This is a genomic window from Streptomyces lydicus, from assembly GCF_004125265.1.
GTDB lineage: Bacteria > Actinomycetota > Actinomycetes > Streptomycetales > Streptomycetaceae > Streptomyces > Streptomyces lydicus_C.
This window is the reverse complement of record NZ_RDTE01000003.1, coordinates 2,336,477-2,361,696: the sequence shown is the minus strand read 5'-3', so window position 1 is coordinate 2,361,696 and position 25,220 is coordinate 2,336,477. Positions and strand designations below refer to the sequence as shown.

At 72.7% G+C, this 25,220-nt stretch carries 26 protein-coding genes; 18 read left to right on the top strand and 8 right to left on the bottom strand.

The window, feature by feature from the left end; all coding sequences use genetic code 11:
- Positions 1 to 81: 81 nt before the first annotated feature.
- Both D9V36_RS12820 and D9V36_RS12815 read left to right on the top strand, forming a co-directional pair.
- A complete protein-coding gene (locus tag D9V36_RS12820) occupies positions 82 to 465 on the top strand; it encodes a helix-turn-helix domain-containing protein (RefSeq protein ID WP_086720541.1) in 384 nt (127 codons plus the stop codon).
- A 197-nt stretch (positions 466 to 662) separates the two neighbouring features.
- A complete protein-coding gene (locus D9V36_RS12815; RefSeq protein WP_129293887.1) occupies positions 663 to 1,133 on the top strand; it encodes a Dps family protein in 471 nt (156 codons plus the stop codon).
- Between the two features lie 531 nt (positions 1,134 to 1,664).
- On the opposite strand, the gene D9V36_RS12805 is transcribed toward D9V36_RS12815, so the two are convergent.
- From D9V36_RS12805 to D9V36_RS12785, 5 genes are all read right to left on the bottom strand, one after another.
- Positions 1,665 to 2,441: an SDR family NAD(P)-dependent oxidoreductase gene (locus D9V36_RS12805; protein ID WP_129293886.1), complete on the bottom strand. Its 777-nt coding sequence runs from the start codon at positions 2,439 to 2,441 to the stop codon at positions 1,665 to 1,667.
- A gap of 61 nt (positions 2,442 to 2,502) precedes the next feature.
- Positions 2,503 to 3,363, bottom strand: a complete 861-nt coding sequence (locus D9V36_RS12800; RefSeq protein ID WP_129293885.1) for an Fpg/Nei family DNA glycosylase — start codon at positions 3,361 to 3,363, stop codon at positions 2,503 to 2,505.
- Positions 3,364 to 3,446: 83 nt separating this feature from the next.
- Positions 3,447 to 8,240, bottom strand: a complete 4,794-nt coding sequence (locus D9V36_RS12795) for an Lhr family helicase (RefSeq protein ID WP_129293884.1) — start codon at positions 8,238 to 8,240, stop codon at positions 3,447 to 3,449.
- A gap of 140 nt (positions 8,241 to 8,380) precedes the next feature.
- Entirely contained in the window at positions 8,381 to 9,304 is a 924-nt protein-coding gene (locus D9V36_RS12790; protein ID WP_129293883.1) for a hypothetical protein, read from the bottom strand.
- 248 nt (positions 9,305 to 9,552) lie between these two features.
- Positions 9,553 to 10,062, bottom strand: coding sequence for a MarR family winged helix-turn-helix transcriptional regulator (locus D9V36_RS12785; RefSeq protein WP_129293882.1), 510 nt, complete (start codon positions 10,060 to 10,062; stop codon positions 9,553 to 9,555).
- 80 nt (positions 10,063 to 10,142) lie between these two features.
- Between D9V36_RS12785 and D9V36_RS12780 the strand changes: the two genes are divergently transcribed.
- From D9V36_RS12780 to D9V36_RS12745, 8 genes are all read left to right on the top strand, one after another.
- Positions 10,143 to 11,324 (top strand): PP2C family protein-serine/threonine phosphatase, encoded by a 1,182-nt coding sequence (locus D9V36_RS12780; protein ID WP_129293881.1) that lies wholly within the window; start codon positions 10,143 to 10,145, stop codon positions 11,322 to 11,324.
- Positions 11,325 to 11,626: 302 nt separating this feature from the next.
- Positions 11,627 to 12,505, top strand: coding sequence for an STAS domain-containing protein (locus tag D9V36_RS12775; protein WP_129293880.1), 879 nt, complete (start codon positions 11,627 to 11,629; stop codon positions 12,503 to 12,505).
- On the top strand, positions 12,502 to 12,915 hold the full coding sequence (locus tag D9V36_RS12770) for an STAS domain-containing protein (RefSeq protein WP_129293879.1): 414 nt from the start codon (positions 12,502 to 12,504) through the stop codon (positions 12,913 to 12,915). The genes D9V36_RS12775 and D9V36_RS12770 overlap by 4 nt, the downstream gene beginning before the upstream one ends.
- Before the next feature lie 10 nt (positions 12,916 to 12,925).
- Entirely contained in the window at positions 12,926 to 13,369 is a 444-nt protein-coding gene (locus D9V36_RS12765; RefSeq protein ID WP_431357750.1) for an ATP-binding protein, read from the top strand.
- Entirely contained in the window at positions 13,354 to 14,379 is a 1,026-nt protein-coding gene (locus D9V36_RS12760; protein WP_129293877.1) for a SpoIIE family protein phosphatase, read from the top strand. The genes D9V36_RS12765 and D9V36_RS12760 overlap by 16 nt, the downstream gene beginning before the upstream one ends.
- Positions 14,376 to 15,689 carry a PP2C family protein-serine/threonine phosphatase gene (locus tag D9V36_RS12755; RefSeq protein ID WP_129293876.1) on the top strand — a complete coding sequence of 438 codons (1,314 nt, stop codon included), beginning with the start codon at positions 14,376 to 14,378 and terminating at the stop codon, positions 15,687 to 15,689. Before D9V36_RS12760 ends, D9V36_RS12755 begins: the two co-directional genes overlap by 4 nt.
- Before the next feature lie 253 nt (positions 15,690 to 15,942).
- Positions 15,943 to 16,353 (top strand): ATP-binding protein, encoded by a 411-nt coding sequence (locus tag D9V36_RS12750; RefSeq protein WP_129293875.1) that lies wholly within the window; start codon positions 15,943 to 15,945, stop codon positions 16,351 to 16,353.
- A gap of 165 nt (positions 16,354 to 16,518) precedes the next feature.
- The gene (locus tag D9V36_RS12745) at positions 16,519 to 16,992 is read left to right on the top strand and encodes a MarR family winged helix-turn-helix transcriptional regulator (protein WP_129293874.1); all 474 of its coding nucleotides are present in this window, start codon (positions 16,519 to 16,521) and stop codon (positions 16,990 to 16,992) included.
- A 3-nt stretch (positions 16,993 to 16,995) separates the two neighbouring features.
- Here D9V36_RS12745 and D9V36_RS12740 read toward each other — a convergent pair whose 3' ends face one another.
- A complete protein-coding gene (locus D9V36_RS12740) occupies positions 16,996 to 17,346 on the bottom strand; it encodes an STAS domain-containing protein (protein WP_206739656.1) in 351 nt (116 codons plus the stop codon).
- A gap of 541 nt (positions 17,347 to 17,887) precedes the next feature.
- Between D9V36_RS12740 and D9V36_RS12735 the strand changes: the two genes are divergently transcribed.
- The 8 genes from D9V36_RS12735 to recX all read left to right on the top strand — a co-directional run bounded on the left by D9V36_RS12735 (position 17,888) and on the right by recX (position 24,132).
- Positions 17,888 to 19,048, top strand: a complete 1,161-nt coding sequence (locus D9V36_RS12735) for a PP2C family protein-serine/threonine phosphatase (RefSeq protein WP_129293873.1) — start codon at positions 17,888 to 17,890, stop codon at positions 19,046 to 19,048.
- Between the two features lie 211 nt (positions 19,049 to 19,259).
- Positions 19,260 to 19,424, top strand: a complete 165-nt coding sequence (locus tag D9V36_RS40915) for a hypothetical protein (protein ID WP_164992943.1) — start codon at positions 19,260 to 19,262, stop codon at positions 19,422 to 19,424.
- Positions 19,421 to 19,687 carry a DUF4190 domain-containing protein gene (locus tag D9V36_RS12730; protein ID WP_129293872.1) on the top strand — a complete coding sequence of 89 codons (267 nt, stop codon included), beginning with the start codon at positions 19,421 to 19,423 and terminating at the stop codon, positions 19,685 to 19,687. Before D9V36_RS40915 ends, D9V36_RS12730 begins: the two co-directional genes overlap by 4 nt.
- A gap of 157 nt (positions 19,688 to 19,844) precedes the next feature.
- Positions 19,845 to 20,015, top strand: coding sequence for a hydrophobic protein (locus D9V36_RS12725; protein ID WP_086716166.1), 171 nt, complete (start codon positions 19,845 to 19,847; stop codon positions 20,013 to 20,015).
- 435 nt (positions 20,016 to 20,450) lie between these two features.
- Positions 20,451 to 20,645 (top strand): DUF3046 domain-containing protein, encoded by a 195-nt coding sequence (locus tag D9V36_RS12720; RefSeq protein WP_086721579.1) that lies wholly within the window; start codon positions 20,451 to 20,453, stop codon positions 20,643 to 20,645.
- 195 nt (positions 20,646 to 20,840) lie between these two features.
- A complete protein-coding gene (locus D9V36_RS12715; RefSeq protein ID WP_129298375.1) occupies positions 20,841 to 22,016 on the top strand; it encodes an AI-2E family transporter in 1,176 nt (391 codons plus the stop codon).
- 325 nt (positions 22,017 to 22,341) lie between these two features.
- A complete protein-coding gene (recA, locus tag D9V36_RS12710) occupies positions 22,342 to 23,469 on the top strand; it encodes a recombinase RecA (protein ID WP_129293871.1) in 1,128 nt (375 codons plus the stop codon).
- 6 nt (positions 23,470 to 23,475) lie between these two features.
- The gene (recX, locus tag D9V36_RS12705; protein ID WP_129293870.1) at positions 23,476 to 24,132 is read left to right on the top strand and encodes a recombination regulator RecX; all 657 of its coding nucleotides are present in this window, start codon (positions 23,476 to 23,478) and stop codon (positions 24,130 to 24,132) included.
- Positions 24,133 to 24,235: 103 nt separating this feature from the next.
- On the opposite strand, the gene D9V36_RS12700 is transcribed toward recX, so the two are convergent.
- Together D9V36_RS12700 and D9V36_RS12695 are read right to left on the bottom strand one after the other, a co-directional pair.
- On the bottom strand, positions 24,236 to 24,613 hold the full coding sequence (locus tag D9V36_RS12700; RefSeq protein WP_129293869.1) for a rhodanese-like domain-containing protein: 378 nt from the start codon (positions 24,611 to 24,613) through the stop codon (positions 24,236 to 24,238).
- Positions 24,610 to 25,152, bottom strand: coding sequence for a cysteine dioxygenase (locus tag D9V36_RS12695; RefSeq protein ID WP_129293868.1), 543 nt, complete (start codon positions 25,150 to 25,152; stop codon positions 24,610 to 24,612). The genes D9V36_RS12700 and D9V36_RS12695 overlap by 4 nt, the downstream gene beginning before the upstream one ends.
- Positions 25,153 to 25,220: the final 68 nt, after the last annotated feature.

Below are 25,220 nucleotides of genomic sequence, written 5' to 3'. Positions count from 1 at the left end.
CGCACCCCGCACGCCTCCAGCCCGAGGCGGTACGGTGGGGCGAGAAGGATCCGGATCCGAGGTCCGAGGAGGGAGCCAGCGATGATTCTGCTTCGTCGCCTGCTGGGTGACGTGCTGCGCCGACAGCGTCAGCGCCAGGGCCGAACCCTGCGCGAGGTCTCTTCCTCCGCCCGGGTATCGCTCGGCTATTTGTCCGAGGTGGAGAGGGGGCAGAAGGAGGCTTCCTCCGAACTGCTCTCATCGATCTGTGACGCGCTGGACGTGCGCATGTCCGAGCTCATGCGGGAGGTCAGCGACGAGCTGGCACTCGCCGAGCTGGCAGCGTCCGCGGCCGCGAGCGACCCGGTGCCCGCACCGGTGCGGCCGAAGCTCAATTCGGTGTCCGTCACGTCCCTGGCCGGTGTGCCGGAGGAGCGCGTGACCATCAAGTCCCCGGCCGACGTCGTGGATGTCGTCGCGGCCTGACACCCCTGTTCGTACGTACCGGAGCCCCGGTGGGCAGCAGCCCGCCGGGGCTCGGTGCTGCCCGGGTGCGGGCGGGCGTGCGGGGCGGAACGGCACTCCGGGGAGGGGCCCGTACGGGCTGTCCGGGCAGCTCGGAACGGGCGATTCATTTATACGATGGCCACATCGGATATATCGCCTGAATCAGGAGTGTCTGGATGTCTGTCGTCAAGAGCACGCTGTCCGATAAAGACCGCAAAGTGGTCGGGACCGCCCTGCAGGGGGCTCTCGTCGACCTGGTGGACCTGTCTCTCGTGGCCAAGCAGGTGCACTGGAACGTCGTCGGGCCCCGCTTCCGCTCCGTGCACCTGCAGCTCGACGATGTGGTCACCAGTGCACGGCAGCACGCCGACACGGTGGCCGAGCGGGCGTCCGCGATCGGGGTGTCCCCCGACGGGCGGGCCGTCACCGTCTCCAAGACCAGTGGCATCAGCGAGATCACGGACGGCTGGATCAAGGACGGCGATGTGGTGCGGGCGATGGTGAACGCGCTCGGCGCGGTCATCGGCCGGATGCGCGAGCGGATCGTCGCCACCGCGGACCCGGACCCGGTCAGCCAGGACATCCTGATCGGGCTGACCGCCGACCTGGAGAAGCACCACTGGATGTTCCAGGCCGAGGCGCACTGACCGGTCGCGGCACGCCCGCCGAAGTGCCGCGGTGCCCGCCGCGGGGCCGGGGTGCCCGCCGGGGCCGGCTTGCCGGCGTGTGCCCTGCGGGTCTGCGGTGACCGCCCGGGGGCCGCGCGGCGTCGAGGTCCGTTGCGGGGCTTGCGGGGCGGGCTGAGTGCCGGAAATGCCCCGGTGCGCCCTCCCGCCGGGCGGCGGGATCCGTCTAGCGTCGGCCGGAGGAGGCAGTCATGGGGTGGCGTGACGTCGCGGCCCGTGCGACGGCCGGCCGGCGCCCGCGGAACGTACCCGGGCGCTGGATATCCGGGGCTGTCGTCGGGGCCTTGTGGTGGTGGGCGGCGGTCCGGTTGGTGGTGTGGCCGCAGTCGGCGGGGGTGGTCGAGGGGGTGGTGGCGCTGGGCGGCTGGGGGCTCAGTCTGCTGCCGGTGCACTGCGTTCCGCGGGCGGACCTGCCCGGCGGCGGCCCGCGGCGCGCCCTGGACCGGGTGGTCAGGGGGTTTCACGGGGCGCGGGGGGCGTGGGGGGCGGTGGTCACCAGGGCATGGCGACGCCGCCGTTCGGGCGGAGGATCTGACCGGTCATGAACGACGAGGCATCCGACGCCAGATGCAGAACGGTGTGGGCGATGTCCTCCGGCTCTCCCACCCTCCCCAGAGGCGACATCCGGATCATCGGCCCCTCCGCCTGCTGCCGGTCCCGGGCGGTGTGCCGCTCGGTCATCGCCGTACGCACCCACCCCGGGGCGACGGCATTGACGCGGATGCCGTGCCGGCCCACCTCCGTGGCCAGGGTCTTGGTGAGCTGGACGACGGCGGCCTTGGAGGCGCCGTAGCAGAGCAGGCCGGGCGCGCCGGTGTCGATCGCGCCGGAGGCCATGTTCACGAGGGAACCGGGGGTGGCGGTGGCGATCATGGCGCGGGCCGCCTCCTGGCAGCCGTGGAGCACGCCCTTGAAGTTGGTGTTCCAGACCCGGTCCAGCTCCGCGTCCTCGGTCTCCAGGACGGGGGAGGAGTACATGATCCCGGCGATGTTCGCCATCACGTCGAGGCGGCCGGTGGTGCTGCGGGCGGCGTCGACGACCGCGGCGATCTCGTCGCGCCGGGTGACGTCGAGGTGGTGGGCGTGCGCCGAACCGCCTGCCGCGGTGATCGCCGCCGCGGTCGCCTTGACGCCCTGGTCGTCGAGATCGGCGCAGTGGACGGTGGCCCCGGCCTCGGCGAGGAGGGTGGCGCTGGCGCGGCCGATTCCGCTTGCCGCGCCGGTGACGATCGCGGTGCGGCCCGTGAGGTCGTACGCCGTGAAGGGCATGGGGTGAGGGTAGGGAGGAATCTGACGGACCGTCAATTGGTGCGACGTGATCCGGTATGGCTCAGTCCGTGGGCCGGGCGGCCTGCCGGTCCGGCTGGCAGGCGGGGCACCAGTAGGTGACGCGCTCCTCGGTGGCGGGGGCCTGGTCGACGGGGTCCTGGTCGCCGGTGCGGATCGCGGTGCCGCAGCGCAGGCAGGGGCGGCCGGCCCAGCCGTAGACCCACAGCCGGCGGTCGGGGCGGGCGCCCCCGCTGTTCCCGAAGGGGGGCGGGCGGTGGCCCCAGGGGGTGGTGGTGCGGGCGGGGCGGTGCTTGTTGGCCTCCAGGAGCTTTTTGGCGAGGGCGGGCAGGCGCTCGGGCCGGGGCAGCCGGCCGATGGGGAGCCAGGGGGAGGCGCGCAGCAGAAAGCACAGCTCGCACTTGTAGACATTGCCGATGCCGGCCAGATTGCGCTGGTCGAGCAGGGCCTCGCCGAGCGGGCGGTCGGGGGTGGCGAGCAGCCGGCCGAGGGCTCGTTCCGGGTCCCAGTCGGGGCCGAGGAGATCGGGGCCCAGATGGTCGACGACCCGGGATTCGTCGGCGGTGCGCAGCAGGTCGAGGACCGGGAGGCGGTAGCCGACGGCGGTGTGTTCCGCGGTGCCGAGGACCGCCCTGATCTGATGGGCGGGGCCGCCGCGCCAGCGCTCGGCCGGGGCGTAGATCCTCCATGCGCCGTCCATCCGCAGATGGGAGTGCAGGGTGAGGCCGCCCTCGAAGCGGGTGAGGAGATGCTTGCCGCGGGAGCGCACCTCCAGCACCTCGCGGCCGGTCAGGTCCACCGTCGCGAGCCGGGGGACCCGCAGGTCGCAGCGGGTCAGCGGATGGCCGGCCAGCGCGTCGCCGAGCCGCTGGGCCAGGCGCCAGACGGTGTCGCCTTCGGGCATGTCACCATCATGCCGCGCGGGTGCGCGCGGGCGGGGCTCCCCGGCGCGGGGGTGTGGTTGCCGGATGTGGTCGCCGCTCCCCGTCACCCCCGCAGCCGCAGTCCCCTCGGGGTCGGGTGGAAGCCGGCGGACTCCAGGGCGGGGGCGTAGGGGGAGGTGAGCGCCGAGGTGCCGTTGATGCGTTCGGTGGTGAGGGTGCCCAGGGCGCCGGCGCGGGCGGCATCCGTCAGCGCCTCGACGGCGAGCTGCAGGCGGGGGTCCGTGGCGGCCGGGGCCGGGTCGTGGACGGACGGCCAGGCGAGCAGGGTCTTGCCGCCGCGCTCCAGGTAGAGCGTCAGCTCGCCGTCGACGAGGACGACGAGGGCGCCCGCCTTGCGGCCGGGTTTGTGGGCCGAGCCCTCGGGCGGCTCGGGCCAGGACAGGGCGGCGCCGTAGGCATTCGCCGGGTCGGCGGCGGCCAGCACGATCGCGCGCTGCGGTCCGCCGCGCCGGGACGGCGCCGGGCCGCCGTCCGGCGGGGCCTCATCGGCGGTGCGCTCGCGCTGGGTGCTGACCGTGCGCAGCCGGTCCACCGCGCCGTCCATCGCGAACTGGGCGGCGCCCAGACCCTCCACCACATAGCCGCGGCGGGCCTGGCCGGACTCCTCGAAGGCGGCCAGTACGCGGTACGCGGCGGCGAATCCGCCCTCGACCCCCTCGGCGGTGACCGCGCCGCGGGTGACGATGCCGTGCCGGTCCAGGAGCGTACGGGCCAGGGCGTGGGCGCGGTGGGTGGGGTCCGGTTCGGGGGCGGGCAGCAGGGACCAGCGGCCGCCCACCGTCGGCGGGCCGGAGCGGGAGGCGGTGGGGCGGCCCGCGGCGGCGGTCAGCGAGCCTCCCCCGAACTCCGTCCGGGGGTGCCCCCATCTGCTCCGGGGGACGGCCCGGCGGGCGCGGTGGGCGGTCGATCCTGCCGTGCGGCCCGAGCCGAGGAGGGCGCGCAGCGGGGCCAGGGTGTCGTTGGTCAGCCGGCCCGACCAGGCCAGGTCCCACAGGGCGTCGGCCAGTTGGGAGTCGGTGGCCTCGGGGTGGGTGGTGGCGCGGACCTGGTCGGCGAGCTGGCGGAAGAACAGCCCGTATCCGGGGGCGAGGGCGGTCAGCAACGACTCGTGCAGCGCGGTCAGTTCCAGCGGGAGGGGCTGTGGGAGCAGGAGCGGGGCGGAGTCGGCGAGATGGAGAGCGACCCAGCCGTCCTTGCCGGGGAGCGCTCCGGCACCGGCCCACACCACCTCGCCGGTGGTGGTGAGTTCGTCCAGCAGGGCGGGGGTGTAGCCGCCGACGCGGGAGGGCAGCACCAGCTTCTCCAGGGCGGAGGCGGGGACGGAGGCGCCCTGCAGCTGCTCGACGGCGCGCACCAGACCGTCGATACCGCGCAGGCTGTGCGACGCGCCGCCGAGCGGCGCCGGCACCCCGCTCACCTGCGCCGGCCGGGGCGCGGCGAGGTGCTGCCACTGGGGGAGGAAGGCGGCGAGCGCGGCGGGCGGCACCGGTTCCAGCTCCTCGCGCAGCGCGGCGAGCGAGCGGCGGCGCAGCCTGCGCAGCACCTGGGCGTCGCACCACTCCTGGCCGATGCCCGCGGGGTGGAACTCCCCCTGGACCACCCGGCCGGCCGCGGCGAGGAGCTGCAGCGCGCCGTCGGTGACGGCCGTACCGAGGCCGAAGCGGGCGGCGGCCTGTTCGGAGGTGAACGGGCCGTGGGTGCGGGCGTAGCGGGACAGCAGATCGCCCAGCGGGTCCCCCACCGGTTCCGTGAACGACTCGGGGACGCCGACCGGCAGTGCGGTGCCCAGGGCGTCGCGGAGCCGGCCGGCGTCCTCGACGGCAGCCCAGTGCTCGGTCCCGGCGATCCGCACCGCGATGGCCCGGCGGGCGGCGGCCAGCTCCCGGGGCCACGCCGGATCGGCGCCGCGCTCGGCCAGCTCGGCGCCGGTCAGCGGCCCCAGCAGCCGCAGGACATCCGCGACGCCCTCGACGTCCTTGACCCGCCGGTCGTCCGTGAGCCACTGCAGCTCGCGCTCCAGCCCGGCCAGCACCTCGGCGTCCAGCAGCTCGCGCAGCTCGGCCTGGCCCAGCAGCTCGGCCAGCAGCCGGGAGTCCAGGGAGAGGGCGGCGGCGCGGCGCTCGGCGAGCGGGGAGTCGCCCTCGTAGAGGAACTGGGCGACATAGCCGAACAGCAGTGAGCGGGCGAACGGGGACGGCTCGGGGGTGGTGACCTCCACCAGCCGGACCCGGCGCGCCTCGATGTCCCCCATCAGCTCCGCCAGGCCCGGTACGTCGAAGACGTCCTGCAGGCACTCGCGGACGGCCTCCAGCACGATCGGGAAGGACCCGAACTCGCTCGCCACCTGGAGCAGCTGCGCGGCGCGCTGCCGCTGCTGCCACAGCGGGGTGCGCTTGCCGGGGCTGCGCCTCGGCAGCAGCAGCGCGCGGGCGGCGCACTCCCGGAACCGGGAGGCGAACAGCGCGGAGCCGCCCACCTGGTCGGTGACGATCCGGTCGACCTCGCTGTGTTCGAAGGCGACATCGGCCGCCCCCACGGGGGACTGCTCGGGGTCGTACTCCGTGCCGCGCGCGGCCAGGCCCGGATCGGCGGCCGGATCGAAGGCGCCGTCGCCGTCCAGGAGGCCGAGGCCCAGCAGGTCGGCGTCGGGAAGCCGCAGCACGATGCCGTCGTCGGCGTGCATCACCTGGGCGTCCATGCCGTAGCGCTCGGCGAGGCGGGCGCCGAGGGCCAGCGCCCACGGGGCGTGGACCTGGGCGCCGAAGGGGGAGTGGACGACCACCCGCCAGTCGCCGAGCTCGTCACGGAACCGCTCCACGACGATGGTGCGGTCGTCGGGGACATGGCCGCAGGCCTGCTTCTGCTCGGCGAGGTAGCTCAGCACATTGGACGCCGCCCAGTCGTCCAGCCCGGCGGCGGACAGCCGGCTCCGGGCGTCCTCGGGCCCGAGCGCGCCGAGTTCGCGGAGGAACGCGCCGAGCGCGCGGCCCAGTTCGAGGGGGCGGCCCAGCTGGTCGCCCTTCCAGAAGGGCAGTCGTCCCGGTACGCCGGGGGCGGGGGTGACCAGTACCCGGTCGCGGGTGATGTCCTCGATGCGCCAGGACGTCGTGCCGAGCGTGAAGACATCGCCGACGCGGGACTCGTAGACCATCTCCTCATCGAGCTCTCCCACCCGGCGGCCCCCACCCTTGCCACTGTCCCCGCCGGCCAGGAACACCCCGAACAGGCCGCGGTCCGGAATCGTGCCGCCGGAGGTGACGGCCAGCCGCTGGGCGCCGGGGCGGCCCGTGACGGTCTGCGCGACGCGGTCCCACACCAGGCGTGGCCGCAGCTCGGCGAAGGCGTCGGAGGGGTAGCGGCCGGCGAGCATGTCCAGCACAGCCGTGAACGCCGACTCGGGAAGCGCGGCGAACGGGGCCGCCCGCCGGACGACGGCCAGCAACTCCTCGACGTCCCAGGTGTCCATCGCGGCCATGGCGACGAGCTGCTGGGCGAGGACGTCCAGCGGATTGGCCGGCACCCGCAGCGCCTCGATGGCGCCCGAGCGCATCCGCTCGGTGACCACGGCGGCCTGCACCAGATCGCCGCGGTACTTGGGGAAGACGACGCCCGTAGAGACCGCGCCGACCTGGTGCCCGGCCCGGCCGACCCGCTGCAGTCCGGAGGCCACCGACGGCGGCGACTCCACCTGGATGACCAGATCGACCGCGCCCATGTCGATGCCCAGCTCCAGACTGGAGGTGGCGACCACGGCCGGCAGCCGGCCCGCCTTCAGGTCCTCCTCCACCTGGGCGCGCTGCTCCTTGGACACCGAGCCGTGGTGGGCGCGGGCCAGCAGCGCCGGGGCGCCCCTGGCCGCCCCGGCCTCGGCCATCAGCTCGGCGGGGGAATGGTGCTCGGGCAGCGCCTCGCCGGTCTGCCGCTCGTAGGCGATCTCGTTGAGGCGGTTGCACAGCCGCTCCGCCAGCCGGCGGGAGTTGGCGAAGACGATCGTGGAGCGGTGGGCCTGGACAAGATCGGCGATCCTCTCCTCGACCTGCGGCCAGATGGACGGCTTCTCACCGGTGTCGCCCTCCTGGACCGGTGAGCCGCCCAGCTCGCCCATGTCCTCCACCGGGACGACCACCGACAGGTCGAAACGCTTCCCGGACGGCGGCTGGACGATCTCCACCCGGCGCCGCGGCGACAGATAGCGCGCCACCTCCTCCACCGGCCGCACCGTCGCCGACAGCCCGATGCGCCGCGCGGGGCGGTCCAGCTGCTCGTCCAGCCGCTCCAGGGACAGCGCCAGATGCGCACCGCGCTTGGTGCCGGCCACCGCATGGACCTCGTCCACGATCACCGTCTCGACGCCCGCCAGCGCCTCCCTGGCCGAGGACGTCAGCATGAGGAACAGCGACTCGGGGGTGGTGATGAGGATGTCCGGCGGGCGGTTGGCCAGCGAACGGCGCTCGGCGGGCGGGGTGTCTCCGGAGCGGATGCCGACCGTGATGTCCGGCTCCGGCAGCCCGAGGCGGACCGACTCCTGCCGGATGCCCGTCAGCGGACTGCGCAGATTGCGCTCGACATCGACGGCCAGCGCCTTCATCGGGGAGACGTACAGCACCCGGCAGCGCTTCTTCGGCTCGGCGGGCGGGGGAGTGCTCGCCAGCGCGTCCAGGGACGCCAGGAAGGCGGCGAGGGTCTTGCCGGAGCCCGTCGGCGCCACCACGAGGACATCACAGCCCGCGCCGATCGCCCGCCAGGCCCCTTCCTGCGCGGCGGTGGGCGCGCTGAACGCCCCGGCGAACCAGCCGCGGGTCGCGGGGGAGAAGGAGTCGAGCGCTGCCTTGGCCATGTCCTCCATCGTGCACCGGACCACTGACAACGCGGTCCTCGCGTGCCGCGCCGCCCGCCGCGGAGCGGGGTCTCCCGGGCCGTCCCGCCGGCGCCGCCGCGGCCGTCACGGCCGGTGAACGGGCCCGGGGAGGGGAGCGCTCAGCCGATGCGGCGCCCGTACGCCCGCAGGGTCAGCAGCGCCTTGAGCGTCACCGCCGGGCGGCTCTCCAGCGCCGTCCCGGGCGCCCACGCCCGCCAGTTGACGGGCCAGCCGCCGTCCTCCTGCTGGAGCGCGCCGAGGTGGTCCAGCGCCCGGTCCATCTCCTCGTCGGTGAACCAGTCGCGCGCCAGCGAGCCGGGCGTGGGCGCGAAGTCGTACGCCAGGTGATGCTCCCCGGGGGCGTACCCCTGCGCCACCGGGACGTCCGCCGCCCGCTCCGGGTCGAGCAGCACCAGCCGCTGTTCCCGTACGAGCCGCCCGAGGCGCTGCGCCGCCGCGGCGGCCCGCGGCCGGTCCGGGGCGCCGTCCAGGAAGGCCACCGCCGCCTCCACCTCGTACGGATGGGTCAGGGTCAGGGACTCCACGGCCGCCCAGCAGTAGTCCGTGGCGCGGAAGAGCCAGGCGTGCCAGACCTCGTTGCGGTGCAGCACCCCCACCACGGGGCCGGTGGTCAGCAGTGCGCTCGGCGGGCCGTCGGTCACCGGGATCCAGGGCGCGGCCGGATAGCCGCGCTGCGAGGGGTGCACCGCGGGCAGTGCGCCGTCCGGGGTGGAGATCTTCGTCAGATAGCGGCAGATGCGCTCCACCTGGCGGCCGTCACAGCGCCCGATCCGATCGAGGACGTGCAGGGCGCGGGCGGTGTGCAGCGGCTGGCTGACCGGGCCGCGGAGGTCGGGCTCCAGCGCGTGGCCGAAGCCGTCGTCGTCATTGCGGTACGCGGCGAGCGCGGTCTCGACCGGGTCGGCCCCGCCGCCGAGGAAGTGGTACGCGAAAAGCCGCTGTTCGAGCACCCGCGCGGTCAGCCAGACGAAGCGCTCGCCGCGCGCGAGAGGGGTCGAAGGAGGAGTTGCGTTGTCGGCCATGGCCCGACCGTAGGGCGGAAATCCCCCGGCCACACCGGCTCGCGCTCCGCTGCCCTCCCAGGCGGGATACTGAGGGCATGCGGTTGACGGATCTTGCGGCGGCGTCCGCCGGCACGGGGACGGCCGCGGGCTGCGGGACGTACCGCGCGGGCGGTGCGCCGAGTGCGGAAGGTCCGCAGTGTGCGGGGCGCGGCAGGTCGTCCCCCGGCGGTGCGACGGCACGGAAAGAGGAGGGGGACCGGGTGACGCTAGGCGCTGTCCGCGACGTCGCCGCCCGGGGGTGCCGCGTCGTCCCGGTCCGCCGCGAGCCGGGCGGACGCCGCGTGGAAGGCCTCCAGACCCGCCGCGAGCCGGGCGACATCGGCCGGTTCCATGCGGTCGAGGGTGGCCGTGACCTCCCGGCTGCGTGCCACGCGGTACTGCTCCAGCAGCATCCGGCCGCGCAGGCTCAGCCGCAGCTCGACCTCCCGCCGGCTGGTCGCGCTGGGTCCCCGCTCCGCGAGGCCCATGGCCTCCAGACGGTCGCAGAGCCTGCTGACCGCCGGCGGACGCGAGCCGAGTGCTTCGGCGAGGGTGCGCAGATTGGTGCCCTCGCGGCGCTCGATCACCAGCAGTGCGCGCAGCTGGGACAGCGAGACCTCCGCCGAGCGTGCCGCTTCCTGCCCGCGTCCCCACAGCACCTCGAGCAACTCGGCCGTGGCAAGCGCCGCCGCGCTCGCGCGCTCGTGGGAATGGGGCCGACCGGTGAAACGGGACACACGAACACTCTGTCACCCTGTGCGTGCCCTTGTCAGACCGACCCTGCCCTTGGACCTGGACGAAGGGTGTCCGCGAAACCATGACCCAACGCCTCGAAGTCGAGACGGCACTGCGCGCCGCGGCGCCGCATGCCCTGGTCGACGCCCTGCGCGACGTCCTCACCACCGCCTACCGGGCCACCGCGGTGCGGCTGTTGCTGACGGACTACGGCGGGACGGTGCTCAGAGCGTGCGACGGTTCGGGGGGCGGCCCGGGTGACGGCGAGGACTCGCTGTCCGTCTTCGGCAGCGCCGAGGGACGGGCGCTGGGCAGCCAGGAACCCCGGGAGCAGCAGGTGGCGCACGGGGACGCCGTCGAGCACCATCTGCCGGTGACGGTGCGTGGCGACCGCATCGGCATCCTGACGGTGCGGCTCCCGGACGAGGACTCCACACCGGAGGTCGTCGACGAGCTCCGGTACGTGGCCGACCTGCTCGGGCGCGAGATCCTGGTCGCCGAGCGGGACACGGACGTCTACCAGCGGGCCCGCAGGGTCAGCCGCCTCACCCTGGCCGCGGAGATGCAGTGGCAGCTGCTGCCCGCCCGCGCGTACCGCGACGGGCGGTTCGCCCTCGGGGCACAGCTGGAGCCCGCGTACGCCGTGCACGGTGACAACTTCGACTGGTCCGTGGAGGCCGGCGAGCTGACGTTCAGCGTCACCAACGGGATGGGCGAGGGCATCGAGGCCTCGCTCCTGACCAACCTCGCCGTCAACGCCCTGCGCAACGCCCGCCGGGCCGGTGTCGGCCTCGCGGACCAGGCGGCACTGGCCGACCAGGCCGTCCACGACCACTACCGGGGCGCGGTCCATGTGTCCACGCTGCTGCTGCGCATCGAGCTCGCGACGGGCCGGGTGGAAGCCATCGACGCGGGCTCGCCGCAGATGTGGCGGATGCGGGGGAAGTCGGTCGAGCGCATCGATCTCGAGGCCCAGCTGCCCCTGGGCATGTTCGAGGAGTCCCACTACACCCCGCAGGAGTTCACCGTCGCCCCGGGGGACCGTCTGATCTTCGTCAGTGACGGGGTGTACGAGACGCTGTCGCCACGCGGGGAGAAGTACGCCGAGCAGGCGCTCGCGCGCGCCGTCCACGCCACGAGTCTGCTGCCGGCCGCCATGGTGCCGCGTGAGATCCTGCGTGATGTGGCCGATTACCGTGCGGCGGAGTCCTTGGATGACGCCTTGGTGCTGTGTCTTGACTGGATCGGTGACGGTCACTGCTGAACGGAGATCATCGCTGTCCCTGTGCGGGAGCGCGGCCGGCCGCGGGGCACCGCGGTCACCGGCGTCGTGCCTGGACAGGAGGCCGCCGGTGTCCCGGGAGAGCCGACCGCAAGGATCCGGCTGCCCGGCCGCTCGCGGCCGCCGGTGGGTGAAGAGCGCGCCCGCGGGTTCCGGCCCTTGATCGTGCTCGCTAACATTTGCCGGGCGACAACTGTTAACGGTGTGCGGGCCGGCCCGCCGCAACCGCAGGGCGATCCGGCCCGAGGCAGCCGTCCGGGCCGGCCGACCGAAAGGACGATGAGTTGGGATCCGCTGAGGTTGCCGCACGCGAACGCGTCGTGAGCGTGCTGCGCGAAGAGGCCGATGAGATCTCGGACCGTTGGGTGCAGTTGCAGCTGGCGCAGCCGTCGCTGGACGGGGAGGTGAGCGACGCCGAACTGGGGGAGGAGGCCGATGCCCTGGTCAGCGCCCTGCTCTCCGGCTTGGACCGCGGTCTGCCGGTGGAGCATGTGGTCACGTCCCACGAGGAGATCCATCAGGCCGTATCCGAGATCTCCCTGCGGCGCGCCCGCCGGGGGGTCTCGCCCACCGCGACGTCGCTGGCCGTGCTGTCGCTGAAGGAGGCCCTGCTGAAGGCCGTCCAGCGGCACACCCGTGACGGTGAGGACCTCTTCCACAGCGCGGTGCTGATCAACCGCCTCCTGGACAGCGCCGGCGCACTCTCCTTCGAGATCTTCGTGGAGGGCCGGGAAGAGATCATCCGCCGGCAGAGCCAGCAGCTGCTGGAGGTGTCCACCCCGGTCGTCAGGCTGTGGCGCCAGGTTCTGGCCGTCCCGCTGATCGGCACGCTCGACACCGCACGCACCCAGGTGGTGATGGAGAACGTGCTCCAGGCCATCCAGGAGCACGAGGCGCTGGTCGCCATCATCGACATCACCGGCGTGCCCACCGTCGACACCGCCGTCGCCCAGCATCTGATGCACACGGTCAACGCGGTACGTCTCATGGGCGCGGACTGCATCATCAGCGGCATCCGGCCGCCGATCGCCCAGACCATCGCCCAGCTCGGCATCGACCTGTCGACGATCATGACCCGGTCCACGCTGGCCGACGCCCTGGGAGAAGCCGTGAAACTCACCGAGGCCGCGCCGTCGAAGTCCGCCCCCCTGGCGCAGCGGTGAATGTCCCCGCCTCGGCCGGTGTGCCGATTCTGCGGCTGGGCGACGTTTTGGTCACCGGGCTCCTCAACGAGCTCGACGACAAGACGGCCGTGGCGTTCACCGAGGAGCTGACCGCACGCATCACCGGCGACCGGGCGCGCGGGGTCCTCATCGACATTTCCCGGCTGGAAATCGTCGATTCCTTCGTGGCCCGTACTTTGATGGAGCTGACCACCATGGCACGCCTGCTGGGTGCCCGGGTGATCGTCGCCGGGATGCGGCCGCCGGTCGCCATCACCCTGGTCGAGCTGGGGCTGCAGCTGACCGGGGTGGAAACGGCACTCAACGCCGAGCACGGCATGGCCGCGCTGGGCTGGCATCAGAGCCTGCAGCCTTCCGAAGGGGTGCTGCGTGAGTTCGGCACAGAGTAGGGATCACGCGGTGGGCCTCGCCACGGCCGCCCGGCACGTCCCCGGCGCGGAGGGCGGCACATCGGTGCACCAGGTGCGGACCGAAGAGGACCTGCTGACGGTCCGCCACGCCGTACGGGCGGCCACCGTGCAGGCCGGGTTCAGCATCGTCGACCAGACGCGTGTGGTCACCGCCGCCAGTGAGCTCGCACGTAACGCCTACATCCACGGCGGAGGGGGCACCGTGACCATCGACTGCCTGATGTCGGCCGACACCGCCGGACTCCGGCTGACGATCACCGACGACGGTCCCGGCATCGCCGACGTCGGCGCCGCACTGACCGACGGCTTCACCACCGGCGCGGGGCTCGGCCACGGTCTGGGCGGCGCCCGGCGGCTGATGAACGACTTCGAACTCCGCTCGGCTGCGGGACAGGGCACGACCGTGATCGCCACGCGATGGGCGAGTCGTTGACGCTCCCCTGCCCCCGGCCGACGGCACACATCGCCGTGGACCACTACAGCGCCGTGCATCTGGCCGCCGAAACCGCCCGGGCGGTCGCCGGGCAGTGCGGGCTGCCGGGAGCGCTGCCCGACCGGGCCGCGGTCATCGCCTCGGAACTGGCCAGCAATCTGGCCAATCACGCGACCAACGGTGCGCTGTTCATCCAGGCCCTGCCCCTCGGTGGCGGCATGGAGATCGTCGCCGCGGACCACGGGCCCGGCATCGGCGAACTGCACCAGTGCCTCACCGACGGCTACACCACCGGCAGCACCCTCGGCGCCGGCCTGGGAGCCGTGAGACGGATAGCCACCACCCTCACCATCCGTACGGCGCCGGGGGACGGAACCCTCGTCAGCGCCCGCCTCACCGCCCCCGACACGGCCGCGTCGGCCGACCAGGAAGCAGGTGCCATCTGCGTACCGGCAGACCGTGAACAGACCAGCGGCGACGGGTGTGCCCTCGCCGATCACGGCTCCGCGCGCACCGCACTGGTCGTGGACGGCCTCGGCCACGGACCGCACGCCGCCGAGGCCGCCCAGGTGGCGCTGCGGTCCTTCCACCGCGGACCGGACGCGCCCCTGCCCGAGATCCTCACCGGCCTGCACCGGGCGCTGCGCCGCACCCGCGGGGCGGCCGTCGGCCTGCTGCGCCTGCACCCCGAACGGGCGGAGTACTGCGGCGTCGGCAACGTACGGGTCGTGACACTGACCTCGCTCGGCCCGGGGCACCGGCTCAGCGGCCAGCCCGGAATCGCCGGACTGAACATGACACCACCGCAGGTGCGGACCTTCCCCGTACCGCCCGACGGCACCGTACTGCTCCACTCCGACGGCGTCGACCACCGCTGGGCCCAGGCGCCTTCGGCCTTCGTGCGCCGCCTGCCCCCGTCCCTGCTCGCCGCGTCCCTCGTCCACAGCCACCGCCTCCCCCGCGACGATGCGACCGTGCTCGCCGCCCGTCCCCGTCAGAGACTTCCGTGACCCCCCACACCTTCCACGACCTGCCGGCCCTCCGCAGCGCCGTACGGCGGATCTGCGAAGCGCACCGGCTTCCCTCCGGTACCGGAGGGCGCCTGGTGCTCTCCGTGGTCCAGGTGGCCGGCGACGCCCTGCGCGCCGGCGGCCCCGTCCGCCTCGAAGCCGCCGAGCGGACCGCTCCGGGCGGCACCGCCCTGCTGGCCGTCACCCTGCACGCCGCACCGACGCCGGCCCCGCCGAGCTGGGCCCACCTGCCGCTGCCGGGCCAGGCCACGCCCGACGGCCAGGTCGCCTGGCACCTGCCCCTCGGCGAGGGGCAGGACGGGCCCGCTCCCCCGGCCGCCGCGCACGGCGCGCTGCCCGGCCGGTCCGGGACGCGCGAGGCGCAGAGTGCCGAGGTGTACGAGGCGCGGATCGCGGCGCTCGAAAGTGATCTCACCGCGGCCCTCTCCCGGGCGGACACCCTCTCCACCGAGCTGCACCGCCTCAAGAACGAACTCGCCGAGACCAACAGCGGGGTGCTCGCCCTCTACGTCCAGCTGGAGGAGCGGGACGAACAGCTGCGGCGGGCCCACGGCCAGACCCTGCGGGAGCTGGAGGACGCGCTGCGTCCCTCGCCGATCGGGGTGGAGGGCCTGGAGTTCGCCGTCCACTACGAGCCGGCCGGCACCGATGCGCCCACGGGAGGCGACTTCTACGACTGGCTCACCCTCCCCGACGGCACCGTGCACATCACCGTCGTCGATGCGCTGGGACACGGTGTGCGCAGTACGCGCAGCGCGCTCAACGTCACGCATGCCGTGCGCACCCTGGCGCTCGAAGGCCACCCGCTCGAATCCATCGTCGCCCGTACCCACGACATCCTGGCCCCGTTCGACCCCGAGATCATGGCGACGGTGCTGCTCGCCCGTATCCACCCCGGCACCGGTGAACTCCGCCTGGCCAACGGCAGCCATCCGCCGGCCCTGCTGCTGCGCGCCGACGGAACCTCCGACTATCTGGAGGTCCGCGGCCGGGGTATCGGTTTCCCGCTGCCGGGGAGCGAGGCCGTACGGTGCGACACCCTGCACGAGGGCGACCTTCTGGTGCTCTACACCGACGGCCTGACCGAGAGCCGGCGTGACCCCATCGAAGGCGAGGCGCGCCTGGTCAAGAGCGCCCGGGCCCATGCCCGCCGGCCGGTGGACGAAATCCCCGGCGCCGTCGCGGAGGACATGCACACCGTCATCCTGCACTCCGACGACACCCTCGCCCTTGCCGTCCGCCGGGCCACCCGGGACGCCTCGCGGGCGGGGGCACGGACGCAGGGGTGACCGGCCAGGCCCCGCTGCTTCTGACGGCCGCTGTCCGCAGGCCGCTGTCCGCCGGCCGCTGTCCGCCGGGGGTGCCGGGCGCAGCCGTCCGCCCGCGTCCCCAGGGGCCCGGCCGTCCCCGGCCGCACCGCCCACCGGCACGCCAAGTTCCCCGTTCCGCAAGGGTTCTGCTGGGTACACGCCTCACGAACACCTGATGACGCTTGCTGCACACCAGCCGAACGAGGCGTTCCACTGACCGGGGTGAAAGCTTGTGCACCATCCTCTTGCGACGGACGACCCCTCGACCCCGCCCGCCCGGGACCTCTGCAGTCCCCGGACGGCGGCGGATGCCCGCGACTTCGCCAGAAGCTTCGCCGGCCTGCTCCATCCGGCGCCGGCCGCCCGGACCACCCAGAACCTGCTCCTGCTGGTGTCCGAACTCGTCACCAACGCGCTGCGCCATGCGGGTGCCGTCACGGCGCTGCGGCTCACCGCGGATCAGGACACCATCCGGATATGCGTCGAGGACGCCAGTCCCGCTCACCCGAGGGAGCGCAGCCCCGACCTGACCGGCCGCGACGGCGGCTTCGGATGGCCTCTGGTGTCCGCCCTGGCCCGCGAGGTCACGGTCGGACCCCGCCCCGGCGGCGGCAAGATCGTGCAGGCCGCCCTCGCACGCTGAAGACGGCCCCGGCGCCGGGCCGCAGACGTGCCCGGGCCGTGTGATCCCGGGAGAAGCGGGCAGGGCACAGGGACCGTGCGCCCGCACAGGCTCCTCGGATGGCCCCGAGCCCTGCCCGCAGGGCGCACCGCATCTGTCGTCGGACCGTGGGAACGGGATGCGTCCATGCAACGCCACAGCGCCGGAGGGCCGGCAACGACACTGTGCGAGGCCGCGGAACAACTGGCCGCCGCCGGTGAGGCGATCACCGCCCTGATGCGGGACGCGGCCGCCCCGGTGGAACCGCGGCTCTCCCCGGGCGGCCTGAGAGTGCTGAGAGTCGTCTCGGTGCGTCCCGGGCGGAACCTGACCACGGTGGCCGCCGCCGTGGGGCTGGGACTGCCGCGCGCCAGCCGGGTCTGTGCCGCGCTGGAGTCCGCCGGCCTGCTGCTCCGCCGCCCGACGGCCGCCGACCGGCGCGAGATCGGGCTGCAGCTGAGTCCTGAGGGCGAGGCGTTCCTGGAGCGCTTCCGGGCGAGCCGGGTGGAGCGTATGGCGGCGGTGCTGCGCCGGATGCCGACGGACGAACGGGGCGCGCTGGTCGCGGCGTTGGGCGAGCTGGCCGTCGCCGTCGCCGCCGTCGGTTCCGAACGGGGCTGACGTTCAGGCGCCGAGCGCCGCGCGGACGGACCCGTACAGCGGCAGCACCGTGTCGAGTCCGGTGAGCGTGAAGAGCCGTTCCAGAACGGCGGAGGGAGCCGCGAGGCGCAGCGCGGGGCCCAGCGCCTCGTGCGCCTGGATCAGCACGTTGACCGTCGTCGAGTCCGCGAACGAGACGTCCGACAGGTCGATGACGACCGGGCCGGCGCCGTCCTGTGCCAGCCGCTGCAGGGTGGTGTCGAGCGGCGCGACGGTGTCCAGGTCGAGCGGTCCGGCGACGGTGAGGATCACCGCCCCCTGCTCCTGTCGCGTGTCGATACGCAGGGACCGGCCGTCATGGGGCTGGGACAGCACGATGAACCTCGCTGTAGGGGCTGACGCTTCGTGAGTGGACAGGTCCTGGGGGTGCGGCACCGCCCAGGATAGAAATCATAGTTGTCGTTTGACAACATTCGCCATAAGGCAACAATCTGTTCCCGATACCTGGCAAGACGGCCGCGCCCGGCGCGGCTCGGGGACGAGAAGCGGCCTGAGACCCGCTACGTGCTGTCAGACACACGAGCGTGGCCGCCGACGACGCGTGGCCGTCACCCTCATCCGCGAAGGGGGAGGAGACCGCCGCGTGGAACGCTCCGCGCCCCGCCGCACGGTGGGCGACGGCCGCCGCTTCGCCGTGCCCGGGAACTGCGGCGGACATCCGTGTGTGTGCTGCCGCACCTCTCCGGTCCGGGGCCTTGCCCGGCGGCCCGGAGGCGTTGAGGACGGCCGCGCCCGCGCGCTCGCGGGGAGGCGGCGAACCAGGGAAACGGGACACCCGGTCACTCTGTCATCCGGCGCGGTCCCCAGCCAGCCCCCGCCTTTGCGTCGTCCGTGGACGAAGAATGCCTGAGAGACCGTGACTCAACGCTGTGATGTGGAACGAGCACTGCGGGCATCGGCCCCGCACGCTCTGGTGGACACGCTTCGTGCGGTGCTCACCGAATCGTACGGAGCGCTCTGTGTGCAGCTGTTGCTCGCCGACTACGGGGCAACGGCGCTCACCCCCTTCGGTGCGCCGGCCACGCCGGGCGCACCGATCCCGGTGGCGAACAGCGTCGAGGGCAGGGTGTTCGGGAGCCAGGAGCCCCGCCGGCAGATCCGGCAGGGCGATGTGGTCGAACACCACCTGCCGGTGTCGGTCCGCGGGGAGCGCACCGGCATCCTCACCGTGCGGCTGCCCGTTGCGCGGTCCGTACCGCACACCGTCGACGACCTGGTGTACGCGGCCGAACTGCTCGGCCACGAACTCCTGGTGGCCGAGCGCGACACCGACGTCTACCAGCGGGCCCGGCGCATCAGCCGGCTCACGCTGGCCGCCGAGATGCAGTGGCAGCTGCTGCCGGCCCGGGCCTGTTCCGCCGCCGAGTACGCCATCGGCGCCCAGTTGGAGCCGGCCTACGCCATTCACGGCGACAACTACGACTGGGCCTCGGACGCCCACGAGCTGACGCTCTCCGTCACCGACGGCATGGGCACGGGTGTCAACGCGTCGCTGCTCACCCACCTCGCCGTCAACGCGCTGCGCAACGCGCGCCGGGCCGGCATCGGCATCGAGGACCAGGCGGCTCTGGCCGATCAGGCCCTCTACGCCCAGTACCGCGGCAGCGCGTACGTCTCCAGCCTGCTGCTGCGGTTCGATCTGACGACCGGCCGGGTGCAGGCGGTGGACGCGGGGTCGCCGCAGCTGTGGCGGATGCGGGGGAAGACGGTCGAGCGCATCGATCTCGATCCGCAGATGCCGCTCGGCATGTTCGAGGAGACCCCGTACGTGGCGAAGGAATTCGAGGTCCTGCCCGGAGACCGGCTCCTCATCGTCAGCGACGGGGTGTACGCGGCTCTCTCGCCCCAGGGCGAGGCGTACGCCCAGCGCGCCCTGGCCCGGGCCCTGCACGCCAGCATGCTGCTGCCCGCCGCCACCGTGCCCCGCGCCGTACTCCGTCACCTGGCCGAGTACCGCGCCGCGGAACCCCTGGACGACTCCTTGGTGCTGTGCGTGGACTGGTTCGGCACACCGTAGGCGGTGGGGTCCGGGGGTGCGGGTGTTCAGCGTCCCCGGGCGCCTCGGTGCGATCGGGTCCGGGAGCGGTGTCGCCCCGGATCGTCCGGAACCGACCCGGTGGGATGCGGCCGGTGTGGGTACGCGGGCCGAAGCGGCACCGCAAAGGCGCAGTTGAAGCCCGTGAGGGCTCGCCGCTTCCTTGCCGTCCCACCCATGGGAAAGGTGCATCATGCTCTTCCTGGTCGTAGCGCTGTTCCTCTTCGGTGTGCTGATGGGGACCGCGGGGCACGTCCCCGTGCCCGTCACCGTCGTCGCCTCTCTCGCCATCGTGGCCTGGCTGGTGGTCTTCTTCACCAAGGAACGCCGCAAGGCGGCGAAGGGAGGCGGCCGGTGACCTCCGCCCGGATCCCCGTCAGGACCGGACCGCATCCCCAGGCCGACCGGATGGCCGTTGCCGGGTTCGTCTGCGGTCTGCTGGGTGCCCTGGCGTTCAACATCGTGCTCGGCCCGTGCGCGCTGTTCTTCGGGGCCGCGGCCCTCTACCGGGGAACCGTCCGCCGTCTCCGCGCCTTCCTGGGCCTGGCGTTCGGCGTTCTCGACCTCGTGCTGCTCGTGGTGCTGTCCTCCCGGAGCGGGACCCTCAGTTGGCACCTTTAGGGCCTCGGGGCTCCGGGTCCGCCGACGGAACAGATCTTGTCCGGTGAGCAATTCCTGATGCCCCGGCAACCGGCTGAGAAACACGTGAGTTCGGGAGGTTGGGGGAAATTCCGCGGGGCACACGATGCCTCACACGATGCCTCGGAGGTTGATAACCATGGTCCCCCTGCTTCTCGTACTTCTTCTCGCGCTTCTTCTCTTCGGCGCCGGATTCGCATTGAAGGCCCTGTGGATCGTGGCGGTCATCGTGCTCGCCGTGTGGCTGCTGGGGTTCGTGCTGCGTTCCGCGGGTGCCGGCGGTAAGCGTGGCCGGTGGTATCGCTGGTGAATTCATGGCACGACTTGCTCGTTCTGCGAGTGGGGGCCGGACTTCGGGGTCCGGCCCCCACCCGTGTGTGAGGGCACCTCTGAGCGGAGGTGAGGAAAGTCTGAGTGGAGGTGAGGAAAGATCCGAAGGATCCGTCCGGATGATTCGGGAAGTGTGAAAGCGGCCTTATTCCCCGGGCCGGGAATTCGAGAATGCGGTGGATTTTCTCGCACCGCGGGATTCCCCGGCTTGCCGGAGTTCGTCGGCCAGGGGCCGGTTGCCGGTTCGGGTCCGGTTGTCGGTCCGGGTCCGGCTCCGGGTCCTGTTGCCGGCCCGGGCATGGCGGGCTGGGCCTTACTCTGCGTATATCCCTGCGCGGGCGTGCGGGACATGCGAAGGCGTGCGGGCGAAACGCACAGCGGACATACGGGTCACAGCGGGTACGGAGCGGAACTCATGCGGTTGACGATCTTCTGGCAGCGGATGGCGGATCACTTCGGTGCGGCGTATGCCGACTCCTTCGCGCGCGATCATGTGATGGCGGACCTCGGCGGCCGGACCGTCCAGGAAGCGCTGGACGCGGGGTGGAGCGCCAAAGAGGTGTGGCGGGTGGTCTGCTCGGTGATGGACGTGCCGCCCGAAAAGCGCTGAGCAGGGCCGGGTGCGAGGCTCTGACCTGGGAAGGAGCGAGCCCGCCGGCCGGGCGCCGGCGGGCGGAAGCACGGTCTGGGACCCGGGGTGTCGCAGCCGTGCGCGACACTTGGCTCCGTGCCCGAGTCAGAAGAGATCATCAGCAACGACATCCCATGCCCCGAGGGCCGGCCCGAGGGCCGGTCCGATGCGCGGATGCCGCGCTGGCTGCCGCGGGCCATGGTGCTGGCGCTCGCCCTGGTGGCCTGTTTCCAGCTCGCCACCTGGGGATTCCACCAGCTGATCACGCTGCTGCTGAATGTGCTGATCGCGTTCTTCCTCGCGCTGGCCGTCGAACCGGCCGTCGACTGGATGGCGGCCCGCGGCATGCGGCGCGGACTGGCCACGGGCCTGGTCTTCGCGAGCATCCTCGTGGCCGCGGCCGGGTTCTTCGCGCTGCTGGGCTCCATGCTGGCCGGCCAGATAGCCAACATGGTGGAGGAGTTCCCGCAGTATCTGGACTCCGTCATCAGCTGGATCAACAGCACCCTGCACACCCACCTCTCGCGGGTCGAGGTGCAGAACAACCTGCTGAAGTCCGACTGGCTGCAGAAGTACGTCCAGGACAGCGCCAACAACGTGCTGGCCGTCTCCGCGACGGTGCTGGGCAGCCTGTTCAACCTGCTGACGGTGGCCCTGTTCTCGTTCTACTTCGCGGCCGACGGCCCCCGGCTGCGGCGCGCCCTGTGTTCCGTGCTCCCGCCGCACCGCCAGACGGAGGTGCTGCGCGCCTGGGAGATCGCCGTCGCCAAGACCGGCGGTTACCTCTACTCCCGCGGCCTGATGGCGCTGATCTCGGGTGTCGCGCACTATGTCCTGCTGCAGGTCCTGGGGGTGCCCTACGCCCCGGCGCTGGCCATCTGGGTGGGGCTGGTCTCCCAGTTCATCCCGACCATAGGCACCTACCTCGCGGGCGCCCTGCCCATCCTGATCGCGTTCACCGTCGACCCCTGGTACGCGCTGTGGGTCTTCGGTTTCGTCGTGACCTACCAGCAGTTCGAGAACTACCTCCTGCAGCCGCGGATCACCGCCAAGACCGTGGACATCCATCCCGCCGTCGCCTTCGGCTCGGTCGTCGCCGGCACGGCCCTGATGGGCGCGGTCGGCGCGCTGATCGCGATCCCGGCCACGGCGACGCTGCAGGCCTTCCTCGGCGCGTACGTCAAGCGGTACGAGGTCGCCGACGACCTTCGGGTCCACGGCAGGCGCCGGCGCGGTGCCGGCGTGCTGGCCCGCTTCCGGCGGACCCTGCACGACGAGCAGCCCTCGGCCCCGCTGGAGGACCGGAAGGCGGCAGGGGGTGTCCAGGAGGACGGCGAGGGCGTCTGCTGACCCGCGCGGCGCAGGGCTCCGGGGCGCTGCGCACGGCCGGGAGGCAGTGCAGAGCGGACTGCTGCCCGCGGCCGTGAGCCTCGTGGGCTGCGGTGCGCGGCCGGGGGCGGAGCGCCGATGCCGGTCCGGCAACCTGTCGGCGACGCGCACCGGTATCGCTTGACACCAAAATCGAACATCCATTCTCATGGGAGATCCGGCCTGTGTCCTCGGGCTTTTCCGCGGAGTTATCCACAGGCCGGAGCCGGGTCCGGGCGCATTGTCAGTGGCAGGCGTTAGCGTCATGGACGTGAAGCGATCGACTCAAGCAAATCGGGTGGAACCCATGGCAGGCACCGACCGCGAGAAGGCGCTGGACGCCGCACTCGCACAGATTGAACGGCAATTCGGCAAGGGCGCCGTGATGCGCATGGGGGAGCGGTCGAAGGAGCCCATCGAGGTCATCCCCACCGGATCCACCGCGCTCGACGTCGCGCTCGGCGTCGGCGGCCTTCCGCGCGGCCGCGTCATCGAGGTCTACGGCCCGGAATCCTCCGGTAAGACGACCCTGACCCTGCACGCCGTCGCGAACGCCCAGAAGGCCGGCGGCTCCGTCGCGTTCATCGACGCGGAGCACGCCCTCGACCCCGAGTACGCCAAGAAGCTCGGCGTGGACACCGACTCCCTCATCCTGTCCCAGCCGGACAACGGCGAGCAGGCCCTGGAGATCACGGACATGCTGGTCCGCTCGGGCGCCCTCGACCTCATCGTGATCGACTCCGTCGCCGCCCTGGTGCCGCGGGCCGAGATCGAGGGTGAGATGGGCGACTCCCACGTCGGCCTCCAGGCCCGGCTGATGAGCCAGGCGCTGCGCAAGATCACCAGCGCGCTCAACCAGTCCAAGACCACCGCGATCTTCATCAACCAGCTCCGCGAGAAGATCGGCGTGATGTTCGGCTCGCCGGAGACCACCACCGGTGGCCGTGCGCTGAAGTTCTACGCCTCGGTGCGCCTCGACATCCGCCGCATCGAAACCCTCAAGGACGGCACGGACGCGGTCGGCAACCGCACCCGCGTCAAGGTCGTCAAGAACAAGGTCTCCCCGCCCTTCAAGCAGGCCGAGTTCGACATCCTCTACGGCCAGGGCATCAGCCGTGAGGGCGGCCTGATCGACATGGGGGTGGAGCACGGCTTCATCCGCAAGTCCGGTGCCTGGTACACCTACGAGGGCGACCAGCTCGGCCAGGGCAAGGAGAACGCCCGCAACTTCCTCAAGGACAACCCGGATCTCGCCAACGAGATCGAGAAGAAGATCAAGGAAAAGCTCGGTATCGGTGTGAAGCCGCAGGACCCGGCGGCGGAGCCCGGCGAGGACGCCGCGGTGGCGGCGGGCGAAGTGGCTGTCGCGGCTCCGGCTCCGGCACCGGCGGCCAAGGGCGCCAAGGGTTCCAAGGCCGCCGCGGCCAAGAGCTAGCCCGCCATGACGCGGCGAACGGAATGGCCGGGCAGCGAGGACGACACCAGCAGCGCTGCCGGCGACGCCGAGACCCGTCAGGGCCGCAGGGGCCGTCATGGCCGGGAGAGCAGCGGTGGTCCCGACGCGTCGAGGGCCGGGTCGGGACCACCGCGTACGCCCGAGGAGCAGGCACGGGCCATCTGCCTGCGCCTGCTCACCGGGAGCCCTCGCACGCGCAAGCAGCTCGGGGACGCCCTGCATCAGCGGGGCATTCCCGAGGAGGCGGCGGAGGAAGTGCTCTCCCGCTTCGAGGACGTCGGACTGATCGATGACGCGGCTTTCGCCGACGCCTGGGTGGAGTCCCGCCATCACGGGCGCGGTCTGGCCCGCCGCGCCCTGGTACGTGAACTGCGTACGAAGGGGGTGGACTCCGCCCTCATCGATGTGGCCGTCGGCCGCCTCGACTCCGAACAGGAGGAGGCCACCGCCCGCGAGCTGGTGGACCGCAAACTGCGCTCCACCCGAGGCCTGGACCGCGACAAGCGCCTGCGCCGTCTGGCCGGAATGCTGGCCCGCAAGGGGTATCCGGAAGGCCTCGCCCTCCGGGTGGTCAGGCAGGCCCTGGAGGAGGAAGGCGAGGACCCGGCACTCCTGGAGGAGCACTATCTGCCGGACACGTGAGCAGAACAAGCCGAGGCCACGGGGAGGGAGGGGGCGGGGGCGGGGGAAGAGAGACGGCGAAGAAGCCGCCGCCCCCTCACCTCCCCACCCACAGCCCCCCGTCTCACCCCACCGGCAACCCGGCACCCCGCCAGGCCTGGAACCCGCCCTCCAGGTCGGTCGCCCGGTGCAGGCCCAGCTCGCGCAGGGAGAGTGCCGCGAGGCTCGATGCGTAGCCCTCGTTGCAGACGACCACGACCGGCAGGGCGTGATGGGTCGCTTCCGGGGCGCGGTGCTCGCCCGTCGGGTCGAGCCGCCACTCCAGCTCGTTGCGCTCCACGATCAGCGCGCCGGGGATGAGGCCGTCGCGCTCCCTCAGCTCCGCGTAGCGGATGTCCACCAGCAGCCCGTCGGCTTCCTGGACCGCGGCGGCCTCCCGCGGACCCACCCGGTGCCCCAGCTCGCGCCGGGCACGGGCCAGCAGCTCGTCGACCGCGCTCATGTCCACTCCTCGGGCTGCTCGACCGCTTCGAGGCGCAGCAGGGGCCCGGTGCGGCTGTAGCGGCGCATCAACGGCAGCGGCGGATAGTAGGCGTGTACCGACACCGCATGGGTCTGTGGGGACAGGTTGAGCACCTGATGGACATGGTGCGGGCCGAACGCCCGGCCGTGGCCGTCGCTGAGTTTGCGCTCCCGGTCCACGCCGTCGGCGAGTTCCAGCGTCTTCCAGCCCTCGGTGGGGAGCCGGGCGGTGAGCGACTGTTCCGTCAGCTCGCCCGCGGCCGTCGCGAAGGCGCCGTGCGAGCCGCCGTGGTCGTGCCAGCCGGTACCGGTGCCGGGCGGCCAGCCGATCAGCCAGGCCTCACTGCCGCCCGGCCCGTCCAGCCGGATCCAGGTACGGCCCTCGGGGTCCAGCGGGAGCGAAGCGATGAGCTCCGGGTCCACGGCGGTGCGGTGGGCGAAGTCGAGAAGTTCACGGGCGCTGGGCCCACCGTCATGGCCGGTGGCACGCGGGCGCGCAGGGGTACGTACGTCGGGCACGGAAACCGTCCTGGGTGATCGCGAAGAGGCGCGGCTGCCGGAGGGGCAGGCGGCCGCGCGGGAAAGGA